Raw genomic sequence first — 22,065 nt, forward strand, 5'->3', positions numbered from 1 at the left:
CAACGCGGTGGGGAACATCGCGTCAGGACGGTCGCCGGTCCACGACATGAGGGACACCTTGCCAGGCTGCGCGTTGTCGGCCTCTTCGTGGCAGGCGCTCGGCGCACCCATGCCCAGGTTGGCCATCAGGTCGCCACTGGCAGGGTCGACGCCACCAAACGGATCCAGCGAGGAAACACCACGCGGGGTCTCCGGCGAGGTGGTCGGGATGACATAGCGGTCGTCGTACTTGGCGATCGCCAGCAGGCGATACATCGCTTCCAGGTCTTTGCCAGTCATACCGACTGCGCTCGCAATCGCCTCGTTCGTCGGCTGGCCTAGGTTGATGTCGCGCATGTAGGAACGCATCGCGGCGAGCCTACGCAGCGAAAGCTCGACTGGGACGGTGTCACCTGCAGTGAACAGGCCAGCCTGGTACTCGAGTGGGATACGCATGTTGGAGATCGCGCTGAGCAGTACCTTGTGGTCTTCGCCGTCAGCGCCAGTCTTGGTCACCTGATCGACGATCGGCGACAGCGACGGGATGTACCACACCATCGGCAGTGTGCGGAACTCTGGGTGTAGCGGCAGCGCCACACCGTACGTGAAGATCAGATCGTAGATCGGGGAGTTCTGCGCAGCCTCGATCCAAGAGTGAGGGATGCCCTCTTCGGTCGCAGCCCGGACGACCTCAGGGTCGCGAGGGTCGAGGAAGAGCGACTTCTGCGCCTCAAACAGATCCTTCTCATCGGGTGTCGACGCCGCTTCGGCAACACGGTCCGCGTCGTAGAGCAGCACACCAAGGTAGCGCAGGCGGCCCACGCAGGTTTCCGAGCACACCGTCGGCTGGCCAACCTCAATACGCGGGTAGCACAACGTACACTTTTCGGCCTTGCCTGTCTTGTGGTTGAAGTACACCTTCTTGTAAGGGCAGCCCGAGACGCACATGCGCCAGCCACGGCAGCTGTCCTGGTCGACCAGGACGATGCCGTCCTCCGTGCGCTTGTACATCGCGCCCGACGGGCAGGAAGACACACACGTTGGGTTCAGGCAGTGCTCGCAGATGCGCGGAAGGTAGAACATGAAGGACTCTTCAATTTCCTTCTTGACCTCCAGGTTCATCTTCTCCAGGACGCGGTCCTCGTCCATGGTCGCAGTCGAGCCACCAAGGTTGTCATCCCAGTTCGAAGACCAGGAGATTGTGTCGATTGGCTTGCCGGTGATCTGCGACTTCGGACGCGCAGTCGGCTGCGTCTTCTGCCCAGCCGGGGCGCTAATGAGCTTCTCGTACTCATAGGTCCACGGCTCGTAGTAGTCCTCGATCGTCGGCATGTTCGGGTTGTGGAAAATAGTGGCCAGACGCTTGATACGCCCACCCTGGCGTGGCTTGAGCTTGCCGCTGCCGTCAAGCTTCCAGCCGCCCTTCCACTTGTCCTGGTCCTCCCACGAGCGCGGGTAGCCCACGCCGGGACGGGTTTCAACGTTGTTGAACCAGATGTACTCCGTGCCTTCACGGTTGGTCCATGCCTGCTTACAGGTCACCGAACACGTATGGCATCCGATGCACTTATCCAGGTTCATGACCATGGCAATTTGCGCCATTACTCGCATTAGTACTGCACCTCCTGGGAGCGACGACGGATGCGGGTAACCTCGTCGCGGTTGTTGCCGGTTGGGCCAATGTAGTTGAATCCGTAAGTCAAGTGACCGTAGCCACCAGCCACATGCAGTGGCTTAATGGTGATGCGGGTCAGCGAGTTGTGCGTGCCGCCACGTCGGCCGGAGCGCTCGTTCAGCGGTGTGCCCACTGTGCGTTCCTGCGCGTGGTTCATGATGACCGTCCCCTCCGGAATACGGTGGGTGACCACAGCACGCGCCGAGACAACGCCGTTGCGGTTGTAGAGCTCAACCCACTCATTGTCCTTGACACCGATCTTCTGTGCATCCGTGTCAGACATCCACACAACCTGCCCACCGCGGGAGATGGAGAGGACGTGGAGGTTGTCGAAGTACTGGGAGTGGATCGACCACTTGTTGTGTGGGGTGAGGTAGCGCACCGTGATCTCCGGGTTGCCGTCCTCACCCTTGAGGACCTCGCCTGGGCGAGTCTCGCCGTTGAGACGCATGCGGTCAAGCGGTGGCTTGAACACAGGAAGCTGCTCGCCGTAGTCGATGAACCAGTCGTGGTCGATGAAGTAGTGCATACGACCGGAGAGCGTGTTCCAAGGCTTATCCATCGCCAGGTTCAGGGAGAACGCGGTGTAGCGGCGTCCATCACGCTTGTCGCCGGACCACTCAGGAGAGGTAATGACTTCTTGCGGGCGTTCCTTGACCTTGTCCCAGACGATCTGGGCGTCCTCGGTGCCTTCCCAGAACTCGCTTGTGTCCGAGCCGAGCATCTTGCCCAGATTCTCGAAGCCGTTGCGCGCAACCTCACCGTTGGACACACCCGAAAGGTGAAGGATCGCCTGTGCTGCCTTCACGGCGGAGTTCAGTGCAGGCCGGTCACCCGCAGAGGCAGTTTCAGCGACGCCGTTCATGCCGAAGAGCTCACCAACCTGCTTTTCGACGTTAAACGGCGTGCCGTGTACATTCGTGCCAGCCTTCTCGGTCAGTGGGCCGAAAGACATCCACTTCTCGAAGATCTTGGTGTAATCACGCTCAACTGGAACCAACTTTGCCATCGTTTGGCCCGGAACCATGCCGACTTCCTTGACATCGGGCACCACGCCGTTTGCCATGTTCGGGTTGATCTCATCCGGAGCGTCGTGAGAGATAGGCGCAGTGACGACGTCCGTCTGCACTCCCAGCCACTTGCCGGCCATGCGGGAAACAGCGTCGGACATATCGCGGAAGATCTCCCAGTCGCTTCGAGCCTCCCACGGCGGGTTGATCGCAGCGTTAAAGGTGTGGATGAACGGGTGCATGTCCGTCGTGGACAAGTCGTTCTTCTCGTACCAGGTAGCCGCAGGGAAGACGATGTCTGACACCAGGGTGGTTGAGGTGTTACGGAAGTCCGTAGTCATCATCAGATCGAGCTTGCCCATCGGTGCCTCTTCGCGCCAGCGAATCGACTTCGGGCGCTCACCCTCGGCCAGCTCCTCCGCGGAGACATCCGAATCAACGCCCAACATGTGGCGCAGGAAGTACTCGGTGCCCTTCGCCGACAATCCCATCAGGTTCGTGCGCCAGTTCAGCAGGATGCGAGGCCAGTTCTCCGGAGCATCCGGATCCTCCGCAGCGAACTCCATCTGGCCCGACTCCAACTGGTCGACGACGTAGTCCTTCACGTCCATGCCCGCTTCCTTCGCCTGCTCAGCAAGCAGCAGTGGGTTGCGGTTGAACTGCGGGTACGACGGCATCCAACCACGTTTCATGGCCTCGACCAGTGTCTCCGACAGGTACTTATCTTCCGACGCGCCCTTACGTGCCAGCGGCGAGGCCATCCTTGAGGCCTTCGAGTTGTCGTAACGCCACTGGGACGTAGTCAGGTAGTAGAAACCGGTGGTGATCATGTGCCGTGGTGGACGGTTCCAGTCATTCGCGAACGCGTACTGGCTCCAACCCGACTGAGGACGCAGCTTCTCCTGGCCCACGTAGTGCGCCCAACCGCCGCCGTTGACACCCTGGGTGCCACACATGGAAGTCAGCGCAAGGAAAGTGCGGTAGATAGAGTCCGCGTGGACGTAGTGGTTCACGCCCGCGCCCATGATGATTTGGGAACGGCCCTTCGAGTCCAACGCGTTTTGTGCAAACTCGGTGGCGATTCGTTCGATCTGCGCAACAGGAACATTGGACAGCTCTTCTGCCCATGCGGGCGTGCCGACCTCGGAGGCGTCGTTAAAGTCGGCCGGCCAGGAGCCTGGCAGCTGCAGCGACGGACGGTTCACGCCGTAGTGTGCCAGCATGATGTCGTACACGGTGGTAACGGTGCGGCCTCCGACCTCGCGGACTGGGACACCGCGGCGGTAGACACCAGCGCCAATCGGGCCGTCCGAGTCCAAAGCCTCGCGAGAAGCGTCCATATCGAAGCGTGGGAAGCACACTTCGGCGGTGCCGTAGGAGTCGGTGTCCGCCATCGACATCACAGGGTTGGCGTTGTCATGGCGGAGATTCCACTTACCGGGATCGGTCTTGTAGTGGTCTGCGATGGTACCGCCAGGGTCGACAACGGTGCCGTCGGCTTCAATGTTGAGCAGGCGGTACTGGGCGTTATCGCTATTGGCCAGGGTGGCGTCCTCAAGCTTGTCTGCAGTAAGGAACTTTCCGGGAGCGAACGTGCCGTCCTCGAGCTGATCGAGCTCCACCAGGAACGGTGCATCCGTGTACTTGAGCATGTAGTCCATGAAGTACTGCGGTTGCTGAGCAACGTGGAACTTGCTCAAAATGACGTGGCCCATTGCGAAGGCGAGTGCGCCGTCGGTACCGGGCGACATACGCATCCACTCGTCGGCGAACTTCGCGGCATCGTTGTAGTCCGGGGAGACCACGACGATCTTGGTGCCCTTGTAGCGCACTTCGGTCATGAAGTGGGAGTCCGGGGTGCGGGTCACCGGGATGTTCGAGCCCCACATCATCAGGTAAGAAGAGTTGAACCAGTCACCGGACTCTGGCACGTCAGTCTGATCGCCGAATGTCTGCGGGGAGGCAGGGGGAAGGTCTGCATACCAGTCGTAGAAGGACAGCATCGCGCCGCCAATCAGCCCCAAGAAACGGGTACCAGCAGAGTACGAGACCTGGCTCATCGCAGGAATCACTGTGAAACCTGCAATGCGGTCCGGGCCCCACTGCTTGATGGTGTAAACGTGTGCTGCAGCGGCGATCTCGACGGCTTCTTCGTAAGCAACGCGCACCAGGCCACCCTTGCCGCGGGCACCGACGTAGGCGCGACGCTTGACTGGGTCTTCCTGGATCGCACGCCAGGCGAGTACCGGGTCGCCGTCGTGCTGCTTCTTTTCGTGGCGGTACATCTCCAGCAATGCGCTGCGCACGTACGGGTAGCGGATGCGCGTAGGCGAGTAGGTGTACCAGGAAAAGGATGCGCCACGTGGGCACCCTCGAGGTTCGTACTCTGGGAAGTCAGGGCCAGTGGTGGGGTAGTCAACGGCCTGGGATTCCCAGGTGATGACGCCATCTTTGACGTAGACCTTCCAGGAACAGGAACCGGTGCAGTTCACACCGTGTGTGGAGCGCACCATCTTGTCGAAGGACCAACGGTTGCGGTAGAACACGTCGGCTTGGCGGCCACCTTCGAGGAAAATTTGCTGGCCGGAAGGCGTGACGTCGCCTTTGCGAACGAACCCACCAAGTTTAAACAGCGGGTTGGACTGTGTCGCATCAGTCATGGTTCACAATCTCCTTGAATGAAAGTGAGAAAACGGGGTCGTGAATGAAATGGCTGTTAGCCAGGGAACGGTGCGTTCGGGCGGGCGTAGTAGATCCATGCGAGTGCCGTAGCGAAGGTGAAGAAAACTACGCAGCCCCAGAAGAACGTGGGCGCACTCATCAGCGTGAGCAGCACACCAACGATGAACGGCCCGAATGCTCCGATCGCGCCGGTAAACCCGATAACACCGCCTGCCTGGCGCTTCGGCAGAATCATTGGCATCTGCTTGAAAGTGCCAGCGTTGCCGATGCCAGCGAAGACAGACATGGCCAGCATGGTGTAGAAGAACGGTGCCGCGGCGTCACCACCACGGGCAAGGAAAATTGCGGCAATTGCAGTGGTGACCGTCATGCCAACACCAGCAACGAACGTCCAGATTGCACCGCCGTACTTGTCGCACAGTGGGCCCCACAGAGCGCGAACCAGGGCCCCGAGCAGGGCGTACATGAATGCCCAACCGAGCAGCTTCGTCGCGTTGTCGCCGAAGGAGTTCTTCATCAACAGTGCGAGCTGAGCGCCGAATCCGGCGATGGCGCCGAACGTCATCACGTAAATGATGGTGAGGATCCAAGTGTTCTTGTTTCCGAAAATATCGATCTGCTGGCGGAAGTTTGCCTTCACCGGAACGTCCTTCAGCATCAGCCAGGACACGATGACCATGATGATGACCCAAGGGACGAAGAAGGCCGGAACGTTATGCACGTTGATCGCGGTACCTGAACCATCCGAAGCCTCGATCGTGCCGATCATCGTGGTGCCGATGAGCCAAGGTGCCAGCAACAGCACGAACGACATGCCGAGGTTGCCCAGGCCTGCCTGGAGGCCGAGCGCCGTACCGGACTTTGCCTTCGGGAAGAAGTACCCCGTCGACGGCATAAAGCCTGAGAAGATACCGCTGCCGATACCTGTCATAAAGGACAGGATCATGAGCGTCGCGAATGAAGTCTCAGGACTCTGGACCGCAAAATACCAGCCGACCAGTGGGATGAGGAAGAGTGCTGTCGAAAGCGTAATGAGCTTTCGGGTACCAAGAACTGGTGGCAAGAACATCCAAATCAGGCGGAAGATACCAGCCGCCAGTCCTGGGACTGCAGTAAGCCAGTAAAGCTGTGCAGCAGTGAGGTCGAACCCGATCTCATTGAGGCGCGGCGCGACCGCCGCAACGATGTACCAGGTGACGAACCCGAAGAACATCGAAATTGTGGTGATCCAAAGTGTGCGCCATGCGATTCCGGCGTCCCACTTTTCTGGATCTTCAGTGTCTCAACCGGTGAGTACCCGTTGGGAGGTGTCGAGCTTGGACATGGGGTGAAATCCTCTTCAAAAAATGCGATAAAGGTCTATGTGCTCCGGGTAAATAAAAGTATTCGAAAAACCCGCAACTACGTTTAAAGATAGTGGCATTGAACTGATACTATCAACTTATCCACGACAAAAGCCGTGTATAATTACGCAACATGTGTGTGTCGTAATTCGGTGATTTGTACAGATGCTGGTGTTTGTGCAGGGAAGGAACACTTCATGGAATCAACTACGGCCCCTACAGCGGTAGTTATCGTCGTTTCTGACCGGGTTTTTGGGGGTGAGCGAAAAGACAAAGCGTCCCCCGAAGCTAGTCGGTTGCTCACTGAAGCTGGATTTCAGGTCGCACAACCCGTGATTATTCCAGAAGGCGACGAAGCGCTCCGCAATGCAATGGCACAAGCGGTGGAAGGCGGGAACTCGCTCATCCTCACCTGTGGTGGTACCGGACTGGGGCCCCGAAACCTCACCCCGGAAGTAAGCGAAGAGTTCATCTCCACACGGCTCCACGGCATCGAAACCCAAGTACTGATCGACGGGCTGGAGCATTCACCGCGCGCCGGACTTTGCCGAGGCCTCATTGGTCTCACTTCCCGGGAGCCTGGTGCAAGCCTCATCGTCAACGCCCCGAGTTCGCACGGTGGCGTGCGAGACACCCTCGGTGTCATCCTTGCGCTGTGGCCGAGTCTGACAGAGTGGGTTCGCTAACCAGACGCTACTCGGTAGCGGGAAACTCGACGTCCCCAAGCTCGTCGAGTTCCAACCGCGTATCGTAGTCGCGCTCAGCGCCAGTGCCCTGGACTCGTACTACGTGCTCAACCGCGTCGAAGAGGCGCTTCGCGGGAATGTCGCGTGAGCCCGCAGCGTCGAGTGCAGCTACTAAGGAGGCCCGGTTCCACACCGCACATAACGGTTGCAGATACCCATCCGCAGCTTCAACGACCGCAACGTCCGCACCGTCGCGAGCGGCTGAGAGAGTACCGGGATCAGTTCAGGGGATCGTGGTGCGTCGACGGAGACGATAGCGACGAAGGGGGCGTCGATACGCGAGAGCCCTGCAGCAATCCCTGCGACGGGACCCCCGAACGGCGGATCCTCACTCACCGTAGGCATTCCCAGCGGTTTCGGACTGACGACGATGCGCGGCACATCATCAGGAATGCGGGCGCACACCGCATCAACGAGGCGGGTGCCATTCACTTTCACCTGGGCTTTATCGGCGCCCATTCGTGTCGAGCGTCCCCCAGCGAGCACAATGACGCCAACATCCTCCCACTTGTGTTGCACGCTTCGCACGCCTCGCACGCTATGTCTCGGGAAGCTCGCGCGACCAGTCGCCAGAGCGGCCACCAGACTTTGCCACGATCCCCATCCGGTGCACATAAGCCGAACGGTCGACACCCTTGACCATGTCCACGATGGCAAGTGCCGCAACGCTGACAGCGGTCAGCGCCTCCATCTCGACACCGGTGCGGTCCGCCGTGCGAACGGTGGCCTCGATGAAAACGTGGTCTTCGCGCAACTCCACGTCTACCGCGCAACCGTGTACGCCAATCGTGTGGGCGAGTGGCAGCAAGTCCGGCACGCGCTTCGCAGCCGAAATGCCTGCGACGCGTGCAACGGCTAACACGTCGCCTTTCGGCACGGTGCCTTCACGCAGTGCCTTCATCACCTCAGGCGAGCAAGCGACTTCACCTTGCGCGGTTGCATTCCGAACGGTTGGCTGCTTCTCCGTAACGTCAACCATGTAGGCCTGGCCAGCAGCATTGAGATGGGTAAATTTCATGTTGAGTCTTTCTTTCTTTAAAACAGCATCACTGGGATGCGAGTGGGGGCGTCGGTTCCAGGGGCAAGGACCGCGATTCCGTCCACTGCAGGTAGGGAAGCAACGAATCCGGAGCCGCCATGTCCGCCGGCAAAGGCTTCAGCGCGGACAGCACCGTGTTCGGTGTGCAGGCGCACAGGTACGAATACATGACGATCAGCACGCGGGGCGGGGAAGTGCGTATCGACGTCCGCTTCCACCATTGTTCGCTCGTCCATGCTGCAACGCGTGTGGTTTCCTGCACTCGCACGCAGTAACGGGATCGCGTACAGCGCGCACGAGACGAACGCCGCAACTGGATTTCCGGGCAGGCAAATAAATGCAGCGTCAGACCAACGTCCAACGCCCTGAGGACTTCCCGGGCGCTGGGCGACATGGCCGAACCACATATCTGGTGAGGAGGCTGTGATAGTGCGGACTACGTCGTACGCTCCAGCGCTGACTCCGCCGGTAGTGACCACGATGTCTGCCTGCTGCGCGGCCTGCTGGAGTAAGACCTCGGTCGATTGCGTATCGTCATCAGCGTGCATCGTGAATACCTTGGCGTAGCCGCTTTCGCGCAGAAGCGTCGCCACCATTGGCAGGTTTGAATCGGGAATTTGCGCGCCGCGAATGTCGCCGGGCCAGGCAACGAGCTCGTCGCCAGTAGAGACGACTGCGGCGGTCGGGCGTTCGAAAACGTCCACAGTGCGGACACCAGTGGCGACAAGTGCGGCGAGTGTGCCAGCATCAATCCGTGTTCCCTCTCGCGCAACGACTTCACCGACGCCGACATTCTCACCAGCGTGTCGGATGTGGGAACGGCCAAGGTCAACAGAAGTGATCTGGACCTCGTTAGGGAGAGGATAAGGGCCTCGGGGGATATTCGTCTGCTCGACTGGGACGACATGAAGACTGTCCTGTTGCGGCATCGGTGCGCCAGTCATGATTCGGACTGCATGGCCAGCTGGGCAATCGATTGCGTCATGTCCGGCCGGGATCTCACCAGCTACAGGCAGTACCCACGGCCCGTCACCGAATAGATCCGACTCGTGGGCTACGAAGCCGTCGACCGCCGAGTTTGAAAAAGGTGGCACTGGGAACCGTGCCACGACGTCGGCTGCGAGTACCTGGCCTACGCAGTCACCTAATGGGACATCGCGCTTAACGCGGGGCCGCGCCGCAGCCAGGACACGGGCCAAATGTTCGTTGACAGAAGGAAGAGTGTTCATTAGTTCTTAACCACCGATTTCGCTCATGAGGCGCTCCGGCTGCAGGAAGCCCTCGTCATCAATGCCGTGACCTGGCTTCTTCAGCCACATGGCTTTCGACCAGAGGTCCGCGAGCTCCGCGTCGGAGGCGCCCCCACGCATGACGTCGCGGAGCGAGACCTCGTCGGCCGCTTTCGAGAACAGGCAGGACCGGATGGAGCCGTCAGTCGTGAGGCGGGTTCGGTCGCAGGCGCCACAGAAAGGGTGTGTCACAGACGCGATAATCCCAAGCTTGCCGCTGCGAGTACCGTCTGTGACATCCCATAGGGCAGCGGGTGCAGAACCCCGTGGCTCGACGGCAGGTGCAAGCGTGAAATCGTGGCGGAGACGCTCAACCAAGTCATGCGCCGTCACCATGTCGGTGCGCTTCCACTGCTCGCGTGGGCCCAGCGGCATTTGTTCGATAAAACGCAGCTGCAGCCCGCGTTCCAGCGCAAAGCGTACGAGGTCTGTGACACCGTCTTCGTTGATGCCCGGCATCACTACCGCGTTGACCTTCACCGGCTGAAGGCCTGCTTCCACTGCGGCGTCGATGCCCGCAAACACGTCGTCGATGCGGTCTCTGCGGGTGAGCTGTGCGTAAAGCTCCCGATCCGTGGTATCGAGCGAAACATTCACTCTGTCGAGGCCGGCGTCGGCAAGCCCCTGCGCCCGGCGCGCAAGGCCCAGGGCATTCGTGGTGACCGCAGTTGAGGGTGCGACGCCCTCGTCGGTGCGCATGGTCTTCGTCTCACTGATGATGCGTTCCAACGAGCGCCGCAGCAGTGGCTCGCCCCCTGTGAAACGCACCTGGCGGATGCCGAGGTGCTCCACAGCCAGGCGGATCAGCCGGATAGTCTCCTCGTCGGTGAGTGCCTCTTCAGTTGGCATCCATTCAAGGCCCTCTGCAGGCATGCAGTACGTGCAACGCAGGTTGCAGCGGTCGGTAAGGCTGACCCGGAGGTCTCGTGCCGTACGCCCAAAACGATCGTCGAGCGTGCGCGGGGCGGGCTGCTCACCTGGGTCCAAGCTGGCGTTTGGTGCGAGCGGACCGTCGGAAGCTGCGCGGGACGCTAACGGCGATGCAAGAGGAAGGTGAATGGGCATAGTGCTGTCAATAATAAGTACGAATTACGCCAGGTCAAGAATTAGCAGTGAAAAACCCGTATTTATTGCTCGGGTGTTTGTGTCTTCCTTCCGCGGTTACCGGGGCCCGGCAGCGCGATAATCTCATAGTCGCCCTTGGCGAGGTGTTTCCTTAGGTCCTTCTTGTCAAACTTGCCCACCGATGTCTTGTCGATCACATCGACGAACGTCCAATACTCAGGCGCCATCCATGTTGGTAACACATCGGCGAGATTCTTTCGCAGCCGCTCCGCTGTTTCCGCGGTGCGCGGGATATCGTCCAAAAGCACGGTAATAGCCAGTGGACGCTCGCCCCACTGGCGGTCGGGGAAGCCAATCACAGCGCACTCGATGACATCTTCGGCTTCCATGATGAGGTTTTCCACCTGTGCGGAATAGATCCATTCGCCGCCAGATCGGATAACGTCGCGTGCACGGTCGTACAACGTCATGTAGCCATCGGCGGTGACTGTTCCGACATCACCAGTGCGTAGCCAGCCGTCTTCAGTGAAGTGGTGGCGGGCGTCATTAATCTCTTTGCCGCGGAACGTCGAGGCCAACTCGCCCTGTTCTTGGGTTGGCGAGTGGTAGTAGCCGTTGGCAACCAAATTTCCTCGCACCTGCATCTCGCCTTGTGAAAGGTCAGTTGATGCCATCACCTCTCCATCGTTGACCACGCGGTATTCCAGCCATGGCACAAACCGTCCCTGGGACACACGATACGCCTGGCGAGCTTCGCCTGAAGCGCCTGATGGCGGGCGTGCCACCGTGCCGACAGTAGACGTTTCCGTCATGCCCCACACGTGGACGACGTCGACACCGTAGCGTTCCTCCCACACCTTGATCAGTGCAGGCGGGGCAGGAGAGCCTCCGACGAAGATCTCCTGCAAACTCATGCGCTCAGGCGGCGTATGCAGATAGTGCACCATTAGCTGGATCCACAGCGTCGGTACGCCGTGCGCTACGCGTGGGTGCGTCGAGGCAATAATCGTTGCCAGCGTCGGTGCGGAAACGTCGGCACCTGGTAGCACCATCGGTGCGCCGGTGACGTACGCTGCAAACGGTACGCCCCAGCTCAACACGTGATAGATGGGGATGCAGCACAGGAAAGACTCGCCGTGCGTAATCGCTAGTGAATCCGTTGAGCGAAGCGTCATCGCCTCGAGCCAAAGGGAACGGTGCGAATACGCCACGCCTTTTGGCGCGCCAGTCGTGGCTGTCGAATACACCAGTGCGGCTGCAGTGTTTTCTGGCAGTTCCGGCCACGAGTACCGTGTTGCTTGGCCGTCGAGAAGCTGCTCGTAGCTATGCACCTTGGCAGCTCCGAACGACAACCCAAGCACGTCGTCGCTGAGCAGAACGCCAATAAAAACAATGTGCTCAACCAGCGGGCACATCTCCATCACTCGGCCAAGCTTTTCAGCCAGCCGCGGATCAGCCACAATGACCTTCGCCTCTGAATGGTTCACCACATAGGCAATCTGGTCCGGCATCAACTGAATATTCAGTGGGGTGAAGACGGCGCCTTTCGCGGCGGTACCAAACATCACCTCAATATGCTCGGAGCAGTTAAACATGAACGTAGCCACGCGCTGGTCCCCGTCAATGCCCAGCAGGTTTTCCGCAGCGTTGGCAAAAGCGCTGGCCCGCGCGCCAATGTCCGCAAACGTGCACTCTTCGGCGCCCGTGGGCCCCCACGTCGTACACTTCGTCGAGGCGTGAGCGGTGCGCCCATACTCCAAAATGCGACCGACGGAAAACGGCACTTCCTGCATCGTTGAAAGCATGGGCACCACTTTAGCGCGAATTAAGCACGCGCAATTCAATCATGCGATACAATACGAGACGGATCACGCGCATCGCACGAACTTTGCTGCGCAGTCAACCTCATCGATCCGCTTCCCCTTTTTGCAATCTACGTGCAGTGGCGTAGTTTTATTACATGGTTTTCACTGACCATGGGGGAGCGCGCAGGCAATTCAGTTACTGCTAACGAATTTGCAGCGCACAGTGAACGAAACGACACAATGCACACGAAAGCTTCGAATCAGTGTTCACTCTCTTTGCTGGCGAAGTGACGAAAGGACATCCGTGACAGATACGGGAAACGCAGCAGGAACCGACCTTCAAGCGCTGAAGATTCCTGAACTGCGCAAACTTGCTGCAGAAAAAGGCCTCAAAGGTGTCTCCGGCCTGCGGAAGGGCGAGCTTATCCAAGCAATTACTACTGGCACCGTGCCTGGAAAGGCTCCTGCGAAGGCAGTAGAACCTGCGAAGGCAGTAGAAGAGGAAACTCACAGCGACAATCGTCGCCGCGCTACCCGCAAGGCCGCAGATCCCGCTGAAAATAGTGAGGAACAAGGCGACAAGACGGGCAAAGAGGAAAAGGGCAAAGAGCAGCAGTCCGGGCAGCACGAGGGGCGCTATGAGTCCCGATCTGCGGCACGCCGTGCTCGCCGGAATCGTGCGCGACACAATCATGAGTCCCACGATGCCGACGCAGAACAGAAGCACTCGAACGACGAGAAGAACGATAAGCCCGAAAAGCACGATAACGGCTCGGCCGACGAGAAGTCTGAAAACAACAACGATGGCAACGGTGGCCGCGGCCGCAACCAACGCAATGACCGCGGCGGTCGTAACAACCGCGACCATGACGAAGACGGGGGAGGCCGTCGTGGACGCCGCGGCCGTCGTGGACGCCGCGGCCGTGACAACAACCGTGACCAGCAGGATAACCAGAACATTCCACCAGAAGAGCTGCAGGAAGTAGCCGGCATCGTCGACGTCATTGACAACAATGCTGCATTTATCCGCACCACTGGTTACCGTCAGAGCAGCGCAGATGTGTACGTGAACAACCGCCTCGTTCGGGCGAATGGGTTGCGCTCCGGCGATGCGGTCATCGGTCAGGTGCGCGCGAACGGGCAGGGTCACCAGCATGGCTCTGGCCGCAACCGCCAGCGCTACAACCAGTTGGTCCGTGTCGATTCCGTGAACGGCATGACGCCAGAGGACGCTAAGCAGCGCAAGCAATTCCACAAGCTGACCCCGCTGTATCCGAATAAGCGTCTGCGCCTGGAGACAGAGCCAAACATCCTGACCACGCGAGTGATCGACCTGGTCATGCCGATTGGTAAGGGTCAGCGTGCACTGATCGTCTCCCCTCCAAAGGCTGGTAAGACGACAATTCTGCAGAACATCGCGAACGCAATCGCGAAGAACAACCCAGAGTGCTACCTGATGGTCGTCCTCGTTGACGAGCGTCCTGAGGAAGTCACGGACATGCAACGCAGTGTGAAGGGTGAGGTTATCGCCTCCACCTTCGACCGCCCGCCGTCAGAGCACACCGCTGTCGCGGAGCTCGCGATTGAACGCGCCAAGCGCCTCGTTGAGATGGGTCAAGACGTTGTAGTCCTCCTCGACTCGATCACGCGCCTGGGTCGCGCGTACAACAATTCGTCGCCGGCATCGGGCCGTATCCTGTCCGGTGGTGTTGATTCCAACGCGCTGTACCCGCCGAAGCGCTTCCTGGGTGCTGCGCGCAACATCGAGGAGGGTGGCTCGCTTACGATCATCGCTACGGCGATGGTGGAGACGGGCTCCGCTGGTGACACCGTCATCTTTGAGGAGTTCAAGGGCACCGGTAACGCCGAGCTGAAGCTTGATCGTAAGATCGCGGAACGCCGGGTCTTCCCAGCTGTCGACGTCAACCCGTCCGGTACCCGCAAGGATGACCTGCTCATGGGGCCGGATGAAGCGCGCGTGATGCACAAGTTGCGTCGAATCCTGTCGGCACTTGACCCGCAGCAGTCCATCGACATGCTGATCAAGCAGTTGAAGAAGACGAAGAGCAACGGCGAGTTCCTGATGGGCGTCGCCAACTCGGCACCAATGGTGGCTGATCAAGACGCAGAGGAGTACATCTAATGGCTGGCGAAGTTTCGCTTGTCGACGACTACGTCGCCGAATACGAGGGCATTCAGGCCCAGATGGGCGACCCAGATATTGCGGGCGACCAGGATAAATTCCGGAAGCTTTCAAAGCGCTACGCCGAACTGCAGCCGATCATCAAGGTCAACGACGCGCTGAACCAGGCGAGGGAAGATCACGAAGCTGCGGCTGAGATGGCGTACGAAGACAAAGAGTTCGCCGAAGAAGCTGAACGCCTTGCGAAAGAGATCGTCGCGCTTGAGGAGGAACTCGCGGACCTGCTCGCACCTCGCGACGAGCACGATGGTGATGACATCATCATGGAGCTCAAGGCCGGTGCTGGCGGTGAAGAGGCGGCCCTCTTTGCTGGTGACCTCGCCCGCATGTACCAAAAGTATTGCGAGAAGCACGGCTTGACCTGGGAAGTACTCGACTTGTCTGAGTCGGACCTTGGCGGCGTAAAGGATATGACCGTCGCGGTGAAGGCGAAGACGCCGTCACGTGACGGCGCATGGTCCAAGCTGAAATTTGAGGGTGGCGTACACCGTGTGCAGCGCGTGCCAGTCACCGAGTCGCAGGGCCGCATTCAGACGTCGGCCGCGGGTGTATATGTGTTCCCGGAGCCGGACGAAGTGGCGTCGGTAAATATTGATGAGAAAGACATTCGCGTTGATGTCTACCGATCCTCCGGCAAGGGCGGCCAGGGTGTGAACACCACTGACTCCGCCGTGCGTATTACCCACCTGCCGACGAATATCGTGGTGACCTGTCAGAACGAGCGCTCGCAGATTCAGAACCGCGCCCGCGCAATGCAGGTGTTGCAAGCTCGCCTTGACCAGCTCGAGCGCGAGAAGGCCGAGGCCGAAGCCGCCGAGGGACGCGCTTCCCAGGTGCGGACTATGGACCGCTCCGAGCGCATTCGGACCTATAACTGGCCCGAGAATCGTATCTCGGATCACCGCATCAACTACAAGGCGAACAACCTTGACACGGTGCTCGATGGCAACATGGACGATCTGATTACGGCGTTGCAGACACACGAGCGGCAGGAACGACTTGAAGCCGAGTAAACAACCCGCTCAACAGGTCATCGCCCGTGGCGCGCAGATGCTTGCGGCCGCGGGCGTTGCCACGCCAGCAGTCGACGCGAGGTTGATCGCTGCCTGGCTTCTCGACGACACCCCGATGAACGTGCTGTTCCTCGACGTTGACCAGGAGTTTGAAACAGCGTTTGAAGCAGCGGTTCAACGCCGGGCATCGCGCGAACCACTCCAGCACATCGTTGGAGCCGCGCCGTTTGGGCCTTTGACGCTGCGTGTCGGACCGGGCGTGTTTATCCCGCGGCCGGAGACCGAGGTCCTAGCCGATTGGGCAGTGAAGACATTGCAGCAGTCCGCCACTTCGCAGGCGCCCACTGTCGTGGATCTGGGCACTGGTTCGGGCGCGCTCGCGCTCTACATCGCGAATGCGGTACCGTGCGCCGAAGTGATCGCGGTGGAGCGGTCCGAAGCTGCTCGCGAGCATGCCCAACGAAATCGCGATGAACTCGGCTTGAACGTCCGGATCGTCGAAGGGGACATGACTGATCACAACTTGTTGTCTACGCTGCATGGCACCGTAGACATGGTGGTAAGCAACCCGCCGTACGTTCCCAATACCGACGGTCTGGACCCAGAGGTCTACGTAGACCCACCGGAGGCAGTCTTTTCCGGAGACGACGGTATGGATGCGATACGTGGCCTGGTGCCGGTGGCTGCGGCGCTGCTGAAACCGGGCGGAGTATTTGCAGTTGAACATGATGACGCAACTTCTGACCTGACTGTCGACGCCGTTACAGCATCCGGCACGTTCGAACGAGTGGAGCGGTTAGCGGACCTCACCGGAAAGCAACGCTTTGTCTGCGCCCGGAAGCGGAGCGAGTAAGCTAGTCCGGTACTGAACAAAGGAGACGAGGAGCATTATGGCGAGTAGGGTTTTCCAGTGCCTCGAACCAGAAGAACGCGAACAAGGACTGCAGGCAGCAGAAGCCGCAGTGAAAGAGGGGCGTTGCATCGTCCTTCCTACTGACACCGTCTACGGCATCGGCGCCGACGCATTTAATAACCAGGCGGTGGCGACACTGCTGGCAACGAAGCGGCGGGGCCCCGATATGCCAGTGCCAGTGTTGGTAGGGTCTTGGACTACTATCCAGGGGCTGGTGCGGGAGTTCACGGACACCGCTAAAACTCTCGTTGAAGCGTTTTGGCCGGGAGGGCTTTCAATCGTCGTTCCGGAAGCCCCGAGCCTTCCCTGGAATCTCGGCGACACTCGTGGCACCGTGTTGTTGCGGATGCCGAATCAACCCCTGGCGCTTGAACTTCTGCAGCGAACTGGCCCGATGGCGGTCTCGTCGGCGAACCTGACGGGCAATCCACCAGCGCTCAACGCGGCTGCTGCACGCCAGCAGTTCGGGGAGGCAGTCGGCGTGTATCTCGAGGGTGGGCCCGCCGAAGTTGGCACCCCGTCAACGATTATCGATATTTCTGGCCCTAGCCCAGTCATCCTGCGAGAGGGAGCTATCAGCACGGAACGCATTGCTCAAGTCCTAAAACTTGACCCAGAGCAGTTGCGGAGGAAGTAGATGGGCGGCGCCGGAGTCCCGCTGCGTGAATTGGGCTTGGTTCTGCTTGTTGCCGCAGCGATCACCTACCTGCTCACAGGCGTGGTGCGCACAGCGCTCGTTCGGACGGGCAGGGTGGCAGAGATCCGCAAACGCGATGTGCATACCCAGCCGACGCCTTCTGTCGGTGGCCTTGCCATGTTTACAGGGCTCGTGTGCGCCCTTTTTCTTGCGCAGCAGCTCCCGGCGCTCACACGTGGGTTCGCACCGGTGACGCCCGAGATGACGGCAGTCTTCGCTGGTGCGAGCGGCATCGTGATTCTTGGAATTATCGACGACCTCTACGAGCTTGGGGCCGTCGTAAAGCTGTGCGGACAACTCTTGGTAGCTGGCCTCATGAGCTTTCTTGGACTGGTCTTTACCGTCTTTTACGTCCCGTTTGGGGAGGGGACCACGCTAATCCTCGATCAAGTGCAGGGTATGTTGTTGTCCGCGTTCTTCACTGTGTTGATTATCAACGCTGTGAACTTTGTTGATGGCATTGACGGACTCGCTGCTGGCCTGGGGATGATCGCCGGGGGAGCTATCCTTCTCTTCTCCCTCACTGTGCTCCACGACCAGGGTGGTGCTGTTTCGGCCTACCCGCCGGCGATCATTTGCTCGATTCTCGTCGGAATTTGTGCCGGGTTCTTGCCGCATAATTTCGAGCCTGCCCGAATTTTCATGGGGGACTCAGGCGCGATGCTTATTGGATTGCTGCTGGCAGCCGCGTCGACGTCAGCGTCGGGCAAGATCAACATGTCACTCTATGGGGCTGCGGACATGGTGGCATTAGTGAGCCCAATCATCGTTGTGCTTGCTGCAATTGCCTTGCCGTTGCTTGACCTGATTTGGGCGGTTATTCGACGGGTGATTCGTGGACAGCGACCGTGGGAGGCAGACGCCGGACATATTCACCACCGACTGCTTCGCCTCGGGCATACACACAGACGCACTGTTTTGGTCCTCTATATGTGGATTTCTGCAGTAGCCCTCGGTGCGGTGAGCTTTTCAATCGTCCCCACCCGATTTGCTGTAGCTTTTACCGTCCTTTCGTTGGTGGTGGCCTTTGTTGCGACGCTCATTCCATGGCTGAAAGGCAAGATTGGCCCTGTATCTGTGTAGGATGTCCAATCGTGGATACTCCAAAGAACCCTGTGACGCCGAACCTGGAAGTGTCAGACACTGAGCAGTATGAGGACCAACGGCGGCCGCTGCTGCGTGCACTGCGCTTTGGAACGTTGGCATTGCTGGCGCTGCTTATCATCTCGCTGATGGCATGGGGAGCCGTGAGCGGCGCGCCAGGTCTTTGGGCTGTATTGATGGGGGTCGGTATTGGTGGTGGCTTTGTGCTGTTGACCGCTATCAGTGTTCTTGCGACGTCTAATTCCACCCCTACAACCACGATGGCTGTCGTCCTCGGCGGTTGGCTCATCAAGATGGTCGTCATCGTGCTTATCTTGCTCGGGCTTCGGAACGCAACGTTTTACGACTCGACAGCATTCGGTGTAACTACAATCGCGGCACTTGTTGTTGCGTTAGGCGCCGAAGCTATGGGGGTACTGAGCGTACGAACGGCATATATTCAGAAGCCTTAAGACATACAGACATTTGCGTTGCCACCCCCTCGCCTTGGGGTGGCAACGCTTTTCTATGTCGGAATGTAGGGGAATTCCTACCGAATTTGTGGGTGTCTACCCCTTTTGGGAACGGGTGTGGGGGAAGTAACATTTTAGGTGAAAACGCCAGTACCAGCCATATTTTAATGGCGTGTAACCGAAAAATGCTCAGAAGAAGCTTTGGAAGACCCCCTAAAGCGTGAAAATACGCTGTGACCTGTTAAAGTATCGGGCGGGTTAGTTAAGGTCTGCTGCTTCCTTATTTTTCGCTGGAAGAAGCACGAAAATACATCCCCTGTCCCGTGGTAGAAGATGTGCGACGGAGTCCGCCACGGAGACAGCTTGTTGGAGACGTCCATCGCACCGCACGTTAAGTGCGGCCCGAGAACGGGAGAGAACGCTGAGCGTTACAACTTTGGCCATGAAGGGTACATTCCACGCACCCCAATTGGGTCCAGAATTTTTCCCGGGGCACACGTTCGACCAGTTTATTGGTGAAGATTTCGCCAATGGCTGGTTCGCGCTGGACCGTATCATGCTGGTTCGCCTGTTCATGGCGGCAGTACTGGTGGTCCTCTTTGTTATTGCTTTTAGGAAGCCAAAACTGGTTCCTAAGGGTCTGCAGAATATCGGTGAGTTGGGCGTGGATTTCGTCCGCATCCACATCGCCGAAGACACGCTGGGGAAGAAAGAGGGCCGGCGTTTCTTGCCGGTAATCGCGACAATCTTCTTCACGATCCTGTTCATGAATGTCGCCACGATCATCCCTGGCCTCAACATCTCGCCAAACGCACGTATCGGTATGCCGATTGTGCTGGCTGTTGTTGCCTACATTGCGATGATCTACGCGGGCGTGCAGCGCTACGGCGTTGCCTTCTTCAAGCACTCGACCGTGATTCCTGGGTTGCCGTTCGCTCTGCACTTCCTTGTTGTGCCGATCGAGTTCTTCTCGACGTTCATTCTGCGTCCGGTCACGCTGGCACTTCGTCTTATGGCGAACTTCCTGGCTGGCCACATCATTCTCGTTCTGCTGTACTCTGCTACGAACTTCTTCTTCTGGCAGATCTCGGCCTGGACGAGTGTGTCAGGGCTGACCCTGATCGCGGCGTTGCTGTTCACCCTGTATGAGTTGATCATTATCTTCCTGCAGGCGTACATCTTCGCTCTGTTGACTGCGGTGTACATCGAACTGTCGCTGCATGCAGACGCGCACTAACAAAGCGCAACCTACTGGTCAAACTGAATAAACCCCATACAAATTGTCACTCGTTTGTTTGCAGGAAGCGTTGCAAGCAAACACCAAGAAAGGGAACGACTTTCACATGAACGACATCATTCTTGCTCAGGCAGCAGCCGCTACCGAATACACCGGTCTCGGCACCATCGGCTACGGCCTCGCTACCATCGGCCCTGGTATCGGCATCGGCATGCTGGTCGGTAAGACCGTTGAGGGTATGGCACGTCAGCCAGAGATGGCCGGCCAGCTGCGTACCACCATGTTCCTGGGTATCGCCTTCGTTGAGGCACTTGCCCTGATTGGCCTCGTTGCAGGCTTCCTGTTCTAAAAAGAACTCACGAATTCCACGTACACTTTTTAGATCAGGAGCAACCAATGACTAACGTCAACGATATTTTCGTGTTGGCAGAGGGAGAGAAGCTTCCGCTTGAGACGGAGCCGTCCATTCTCCTGCCTGCCATGTACGACGTGGTTTGGTCGACCGTTGTCTTCGTCATCGTGTTCTTGCTCTTCTGGAAGTTTGTCCTTCCGAAGTTCCAGGAAGTACTGGCGGAGCGCGAAGACCGAATCAAGGGCGGCATTGAGCGTGCTCAGGTTGCCCAGGCCGAGGCTAAGGCTGCTCTAGAAAAGAACAACGCTGAACTCGCTGAGGCACGTGCCGAAGCTGCTGAGATCCGTGAAGCTGCCCGGGCAAAGGGCAAGGAGATTCAGGCAGAACTTCGTGAGCGCGCTGAGGAAGAGTCTCGTCGAATTGTTGAAGCAGGCGAAAAGCAGCTTCTGGCTTCCCGCGAGCAGGTCGTCGCTGAACTGCGCAACGAGATGGGTCAGAACTCCATCAGTCTGGCAGAGCGTCTGCTGGGTACCGAGCTTTCGGATGATACCCGCCGCTCGAACACGATTGATGCTTTCCTCGCCGAACTCGACAACGTTTCTACGAGGAAGTAGGCGAAATGAAGGCAGCTAGTCGCGAAGCACAAACAAAAGTTTCTGAGCAGCTTGATCAGCTGATTCAAGGGGCAGGGGACACCGTTGCTGTTGCATTGCAGCTCGGTACGGAATTGTTCCTGACCGTGGATCAGCTGGACGCCGAGCGTGCACTGCGCATCGCTGTCGCTGATAACTCGCTTGATGCCGCGCAGCGTCGCGGGATCATCAACGATGTTTTCGGTGCCAAGGTGGCAGAGCCTACGGCACAGATCCTTGCTGCAGCAGCTTCCGAGGAGTGGTCAAACCCGCGCGAGTTCCGCGCAGGCCTGATCAACCTAGGTCGACGCGCGCTGATGAAGGGCGCGGAGGCTCAAGGGCAGTTGGAGCAGGTCGAAAACGAGCTGTACCAACTCTCCACCTTGCTTGAGAAGGAGCGGAAGCTTACTCAGCTTCTCTCCGACCGAACCGCTACAGCCGCACAGAAGCGCGGTCTGCTTGCGAATGTCATTTACGGCAAGGTCACCACGGTTACTGAAGCGCTAGCTTTGCAGGTCATTGGCCGTCCAGAACACCACCCGGTAGACGATCTCGCTGCTCTGGCAGCTGACGTTGCCGCGTTGCGTGGGAAGGCCGTGGCACGTGTGGTCACCGCACAGGCGCTCTCTGATGCGCAGCGCGATGCACTGGCACAGAAACTTGAGAACATTTACGGTCGTGAGATGGCGATCCATTCTGAGGTTGACCCCAGCCTCCTCGGTGGACTGACCATCCGAGTCGGCGATGAACTAATTGACGGGTCGACGCGCGGTAAGTTGAACCGCATGCGCACCGACCTTCTCGCCAACGCGACCCTTTAGTAAGAGAT

18 protein-coding genes and 2 pseudogenes are annotated in these 22,065 nt (G+C 58.9%); 11 read left to right on the top strand and 9 right to left on the bottom strand.

Features of this window, described 5'->3' with window-relative positions:
* Positions 1 to 9: 9 nt before the first annotated feature.
* From narH to R0V12_RS10995, 3 genes and pseudogenes are all read right to left on the bottom strand, one after another.
* Positions 10 to 1,590: pseudogene (gene narH, locus R0V12_RS10985) on the bottom strand (nitrate reductase subunit beta); the annotation flags it as partial.
* Complete coding sequence (locus tag R0V12_RS10990; protein ID WP_320072623.1) at positions 1,590 to 5,324, bottom strand: nitrate reductase subunit alpha; 3,735 nt, start codon at positions 5,322 to 5,324, stop codon at positions 1,590 to 1,592. The gene R0V12_RS10990 and the pseudogene narH, both read right to left, overlap by 1 nt.
* 56 nt (positions 5,325 to 5,380) lie before the next feature.
* A pseudogene (locus R0V12_RS10995) lies at positions 5,381 to 6,670 on the bottom strand (MFS transporter).
* 216 nt (positions 6,671 to 6,886) lie between these two features.
* Between R0V12_RS10995 and R0V12_RS11000 the strand changes: the two are divergent.
* Positions 6,887 to 7,375, top strand: coding sequence for a molybdopterin-binding protein (locus R0V12_RS11000; protein WP_071573397.1), 489 nt, complete (start codon positions 6,887 to 6,889; stop codon positions 7,373 to 7,375).
* A gap of 7 nt (positions 7,376 to 7,382) precedes the next feature.
* On the opposite strand, the gene R0V12_RS11005 is transcribed toward R0V12_RS11000, so the two are convergent.
* From R0V12_RS11005 to R0V12_RS11030, 6 genes are all read right to left on the bottom strand, one after another.
* Complete coding sequence (locus R0V12_RS11005; RefSeq protein ID WP_320072624.1) at positions 7,383 to 7,568, bottom strand: hypothetical protein; 186 nt, start codon at positions 7,566 to 7,568, stop codon at positions 7,383 to 7,385.
* The gene (gene mobA, locus R0V12_RS11010) at positions 7,547 to 7,963 is read right to left on the bottom strand and encodes a molybdenum cofactor guanylyltransferase (protein WP_320072625.1); all 417 of its coding nucleotides are present in this window, start codon (positions 7,961 to 7,963) and stop codon (positions 7,547 to 7,549) included. The genes R0V12_RS11005 and mobA overlap by 22 nt, the downstream gene beginning before the upstream one ends.
* A 10-nt stretch (positions 7,964 to 7,973) precedes the next feature.
* Positions 7,974 to 8,453, bottom strand: coding sequence for a cyclic pyranopterin monophosphate synthase MoaC (gene moaC, locus R0V12_RS11015; RefSeq protein ID WP_071573401.1), 480 nt, complete (start codon positions 8,451 to 8,453; stop codon positions 7,974 to 7,976).
* 17 nt (positions 8,454 to 8,470) lie between these two features.
* Positions 8,471 to 9,703, bottom strand: a complete 1,233-nt coding sequence (locus R0V12_RS11020; RefSeq protein WP_071573402.1) for a molybdopterin molybdotransferase MoeA — start codon at positions 9,701 to 9,703, stop codon at positions 8,471 to 8,473.
* A 6-nt stretch (positions 9,704 to 9,709) separates the two neighbouring features.
* A complete protein-coding gene (moaA, locus tag R0V12_RS11025; RefSeq protein WP_083433233.1) occupies positions 9,710 to 10,828 on the bottom strand; it encodes a GTP 3',8-cyclase MoaA in 1,119 nt (372 codons plus the stop codon).
* Positions 10,829 to 10,890: 62 nt separating this feature from the next.
* Positions 10,891 to 12,633 carry a long-chain fatty-acid--CoA ligase gene (locus R0V12_RS11030; protein WP_320072626.1) on the bottom strand — a complete coding sequence of 581 codons (1,743 nt, stop codon included), beginning with the start codon at positions 12,631 to 12,633 and terminating at the stop codon, positions 10,891 to 10,893.
* A gap of 304 nt (positions 12,634 to 12,937) precedes the next feature.
* Between R0V12_RS11030 and rho the strand changes: the two genes are divergently transcribed.
* From rho to R0V12_RS11080, 10 genes are all read left to right on the top strand, one after another.
* The gene (rho, locus tag R0V12_RS11035) at positions 12,938 to 14,776 is read left to right on the top strand and encodes a transcription termination factor Rho (RefSeq protein ID WP_070362622.1); all 1,839 of its coding nucleotides are present in this window, start codon (positions 12,938 to 12,940) and stop codon (positions 14,774 to 14,776) included.
* Entirely contained in the window at positions 14,776 to 15,849 is a 1,074-nt protein-coding gene (gene prfA / locus R0V12_RS11040) for a peptide chain release factor 1 (RefSeq protein ID WP_070362621.1), read from the top strand. Before rho ends, prfA begins: the two co-directional genes overlap by 1 nt.
* Before the next feature lie 37 nt (positions 15,850 to 15,886).
* On the top strand, positions 15,887 to 16,702 hold the full coding sequence (gene prmC / locus R0V12_RS11045; RefSeq protein ID WP_413774882.1) for a peptide chain release factor N(5)-glutamine methyltransferase: 816 nt from the start codon (positions 15,887 to 15,889) through the stop codon (positions 16,700 to 16,702).
* Between the two features lie 37 nt (positions 16,703 to 16,739).
* Positions 16,740 to 17,399, top strand: coding sequence for an L-threonylcarbamoyladenylate synthase (locus R0V12_RS11050; RefSeq protein WP_070362619.1), 660 nt, complete (start codon positions 16,740 to 16,742; stop codon positions 17,397 to 17,399).
* A complete protein-coding gene (locus R0V12_RS11055) occupies positions 17,400 to 18,542 on the top strand; it encodes an MraY family glycosyltransferase (RefSeq protein ID WP_070362618.1) in 1,143 nt (380 codons plus the stop codon).
* Positions 18,543 to 18,553: 11 nt separating this feature from the next.
* A complete protein-coding gene (locus R0V12_RS11060; RefSeq protein WP_284804939.1) occupies positions 18,554 to 19,015 on the top strand; it encodes a Cg1360 family ATP-synthase-associated protein in 462 nt (153 codons plus the stop codon).
* 442 nt (positions 19,016 to 19,457) lie between these two features.
* Complete coding sequence (gene atpB, locus R0V12_RS11065) at positions 19,458 to 20,252, top strand: F0F1 ATP synthase subunit A (protein ID WP_070362617.1); 795 nt, start codon at positions 19,458 to 19,460, stop codon at positions 20,250 to 20,252.
* A 106-nt stretch (positions 20,253 to 20,358) separates the two neighbouring features.
* Positions 20,359 to 20,601 (top strand): ATP synthase F0 subunit C, encoded by a 243-nt coding sequence (locus R0V12_RS11070; protein ID WP_070362616.1) that lies wholly within the window; start codon positions 20,359 to 20,361, stop codon positions 20,599 to 20,601.
* 47 nt (positions 20,602 to 20,648) lie between these two features.
* Positions 20,649 to 21,218: a F0F1 ATP synthase subunit B gene (locus tag R0V12_RS11075; RefSeq protein WP_070362615.1), complete on the top strand. Its 570-nt coding sequence runs from the start codon at positions 20,649 to 20,651 to the stop codon at positions 21,216 to 21,218.
* Positions 21,219 to 21,223: 5 nt separating this feature from the next.
* Positions 21,224 to 22,057, top strand: a complete 834-nt coding sequence (locus R0V12_RS11080; protein WP_070362614.1) for a F0F1 ATP synthase subunit delta — start codon at positions 21,224 to 21,226, stop codon at positions 22,055 to 22,057.
* Positions 22,058 to 22,065 lie beyond the last annotated feature (8 nt).

Origin of the sequence: Corynebacterium sp. UMB2355A, from assembly GCF_033877495.1 — a bacterium.
GTDB lineage: Bacteria > Actinomycetota > Actinomycetes > Mycobacteriales > Mycobacteriaceae > Corynebacterium > Corynebacterium pseudogenitalium.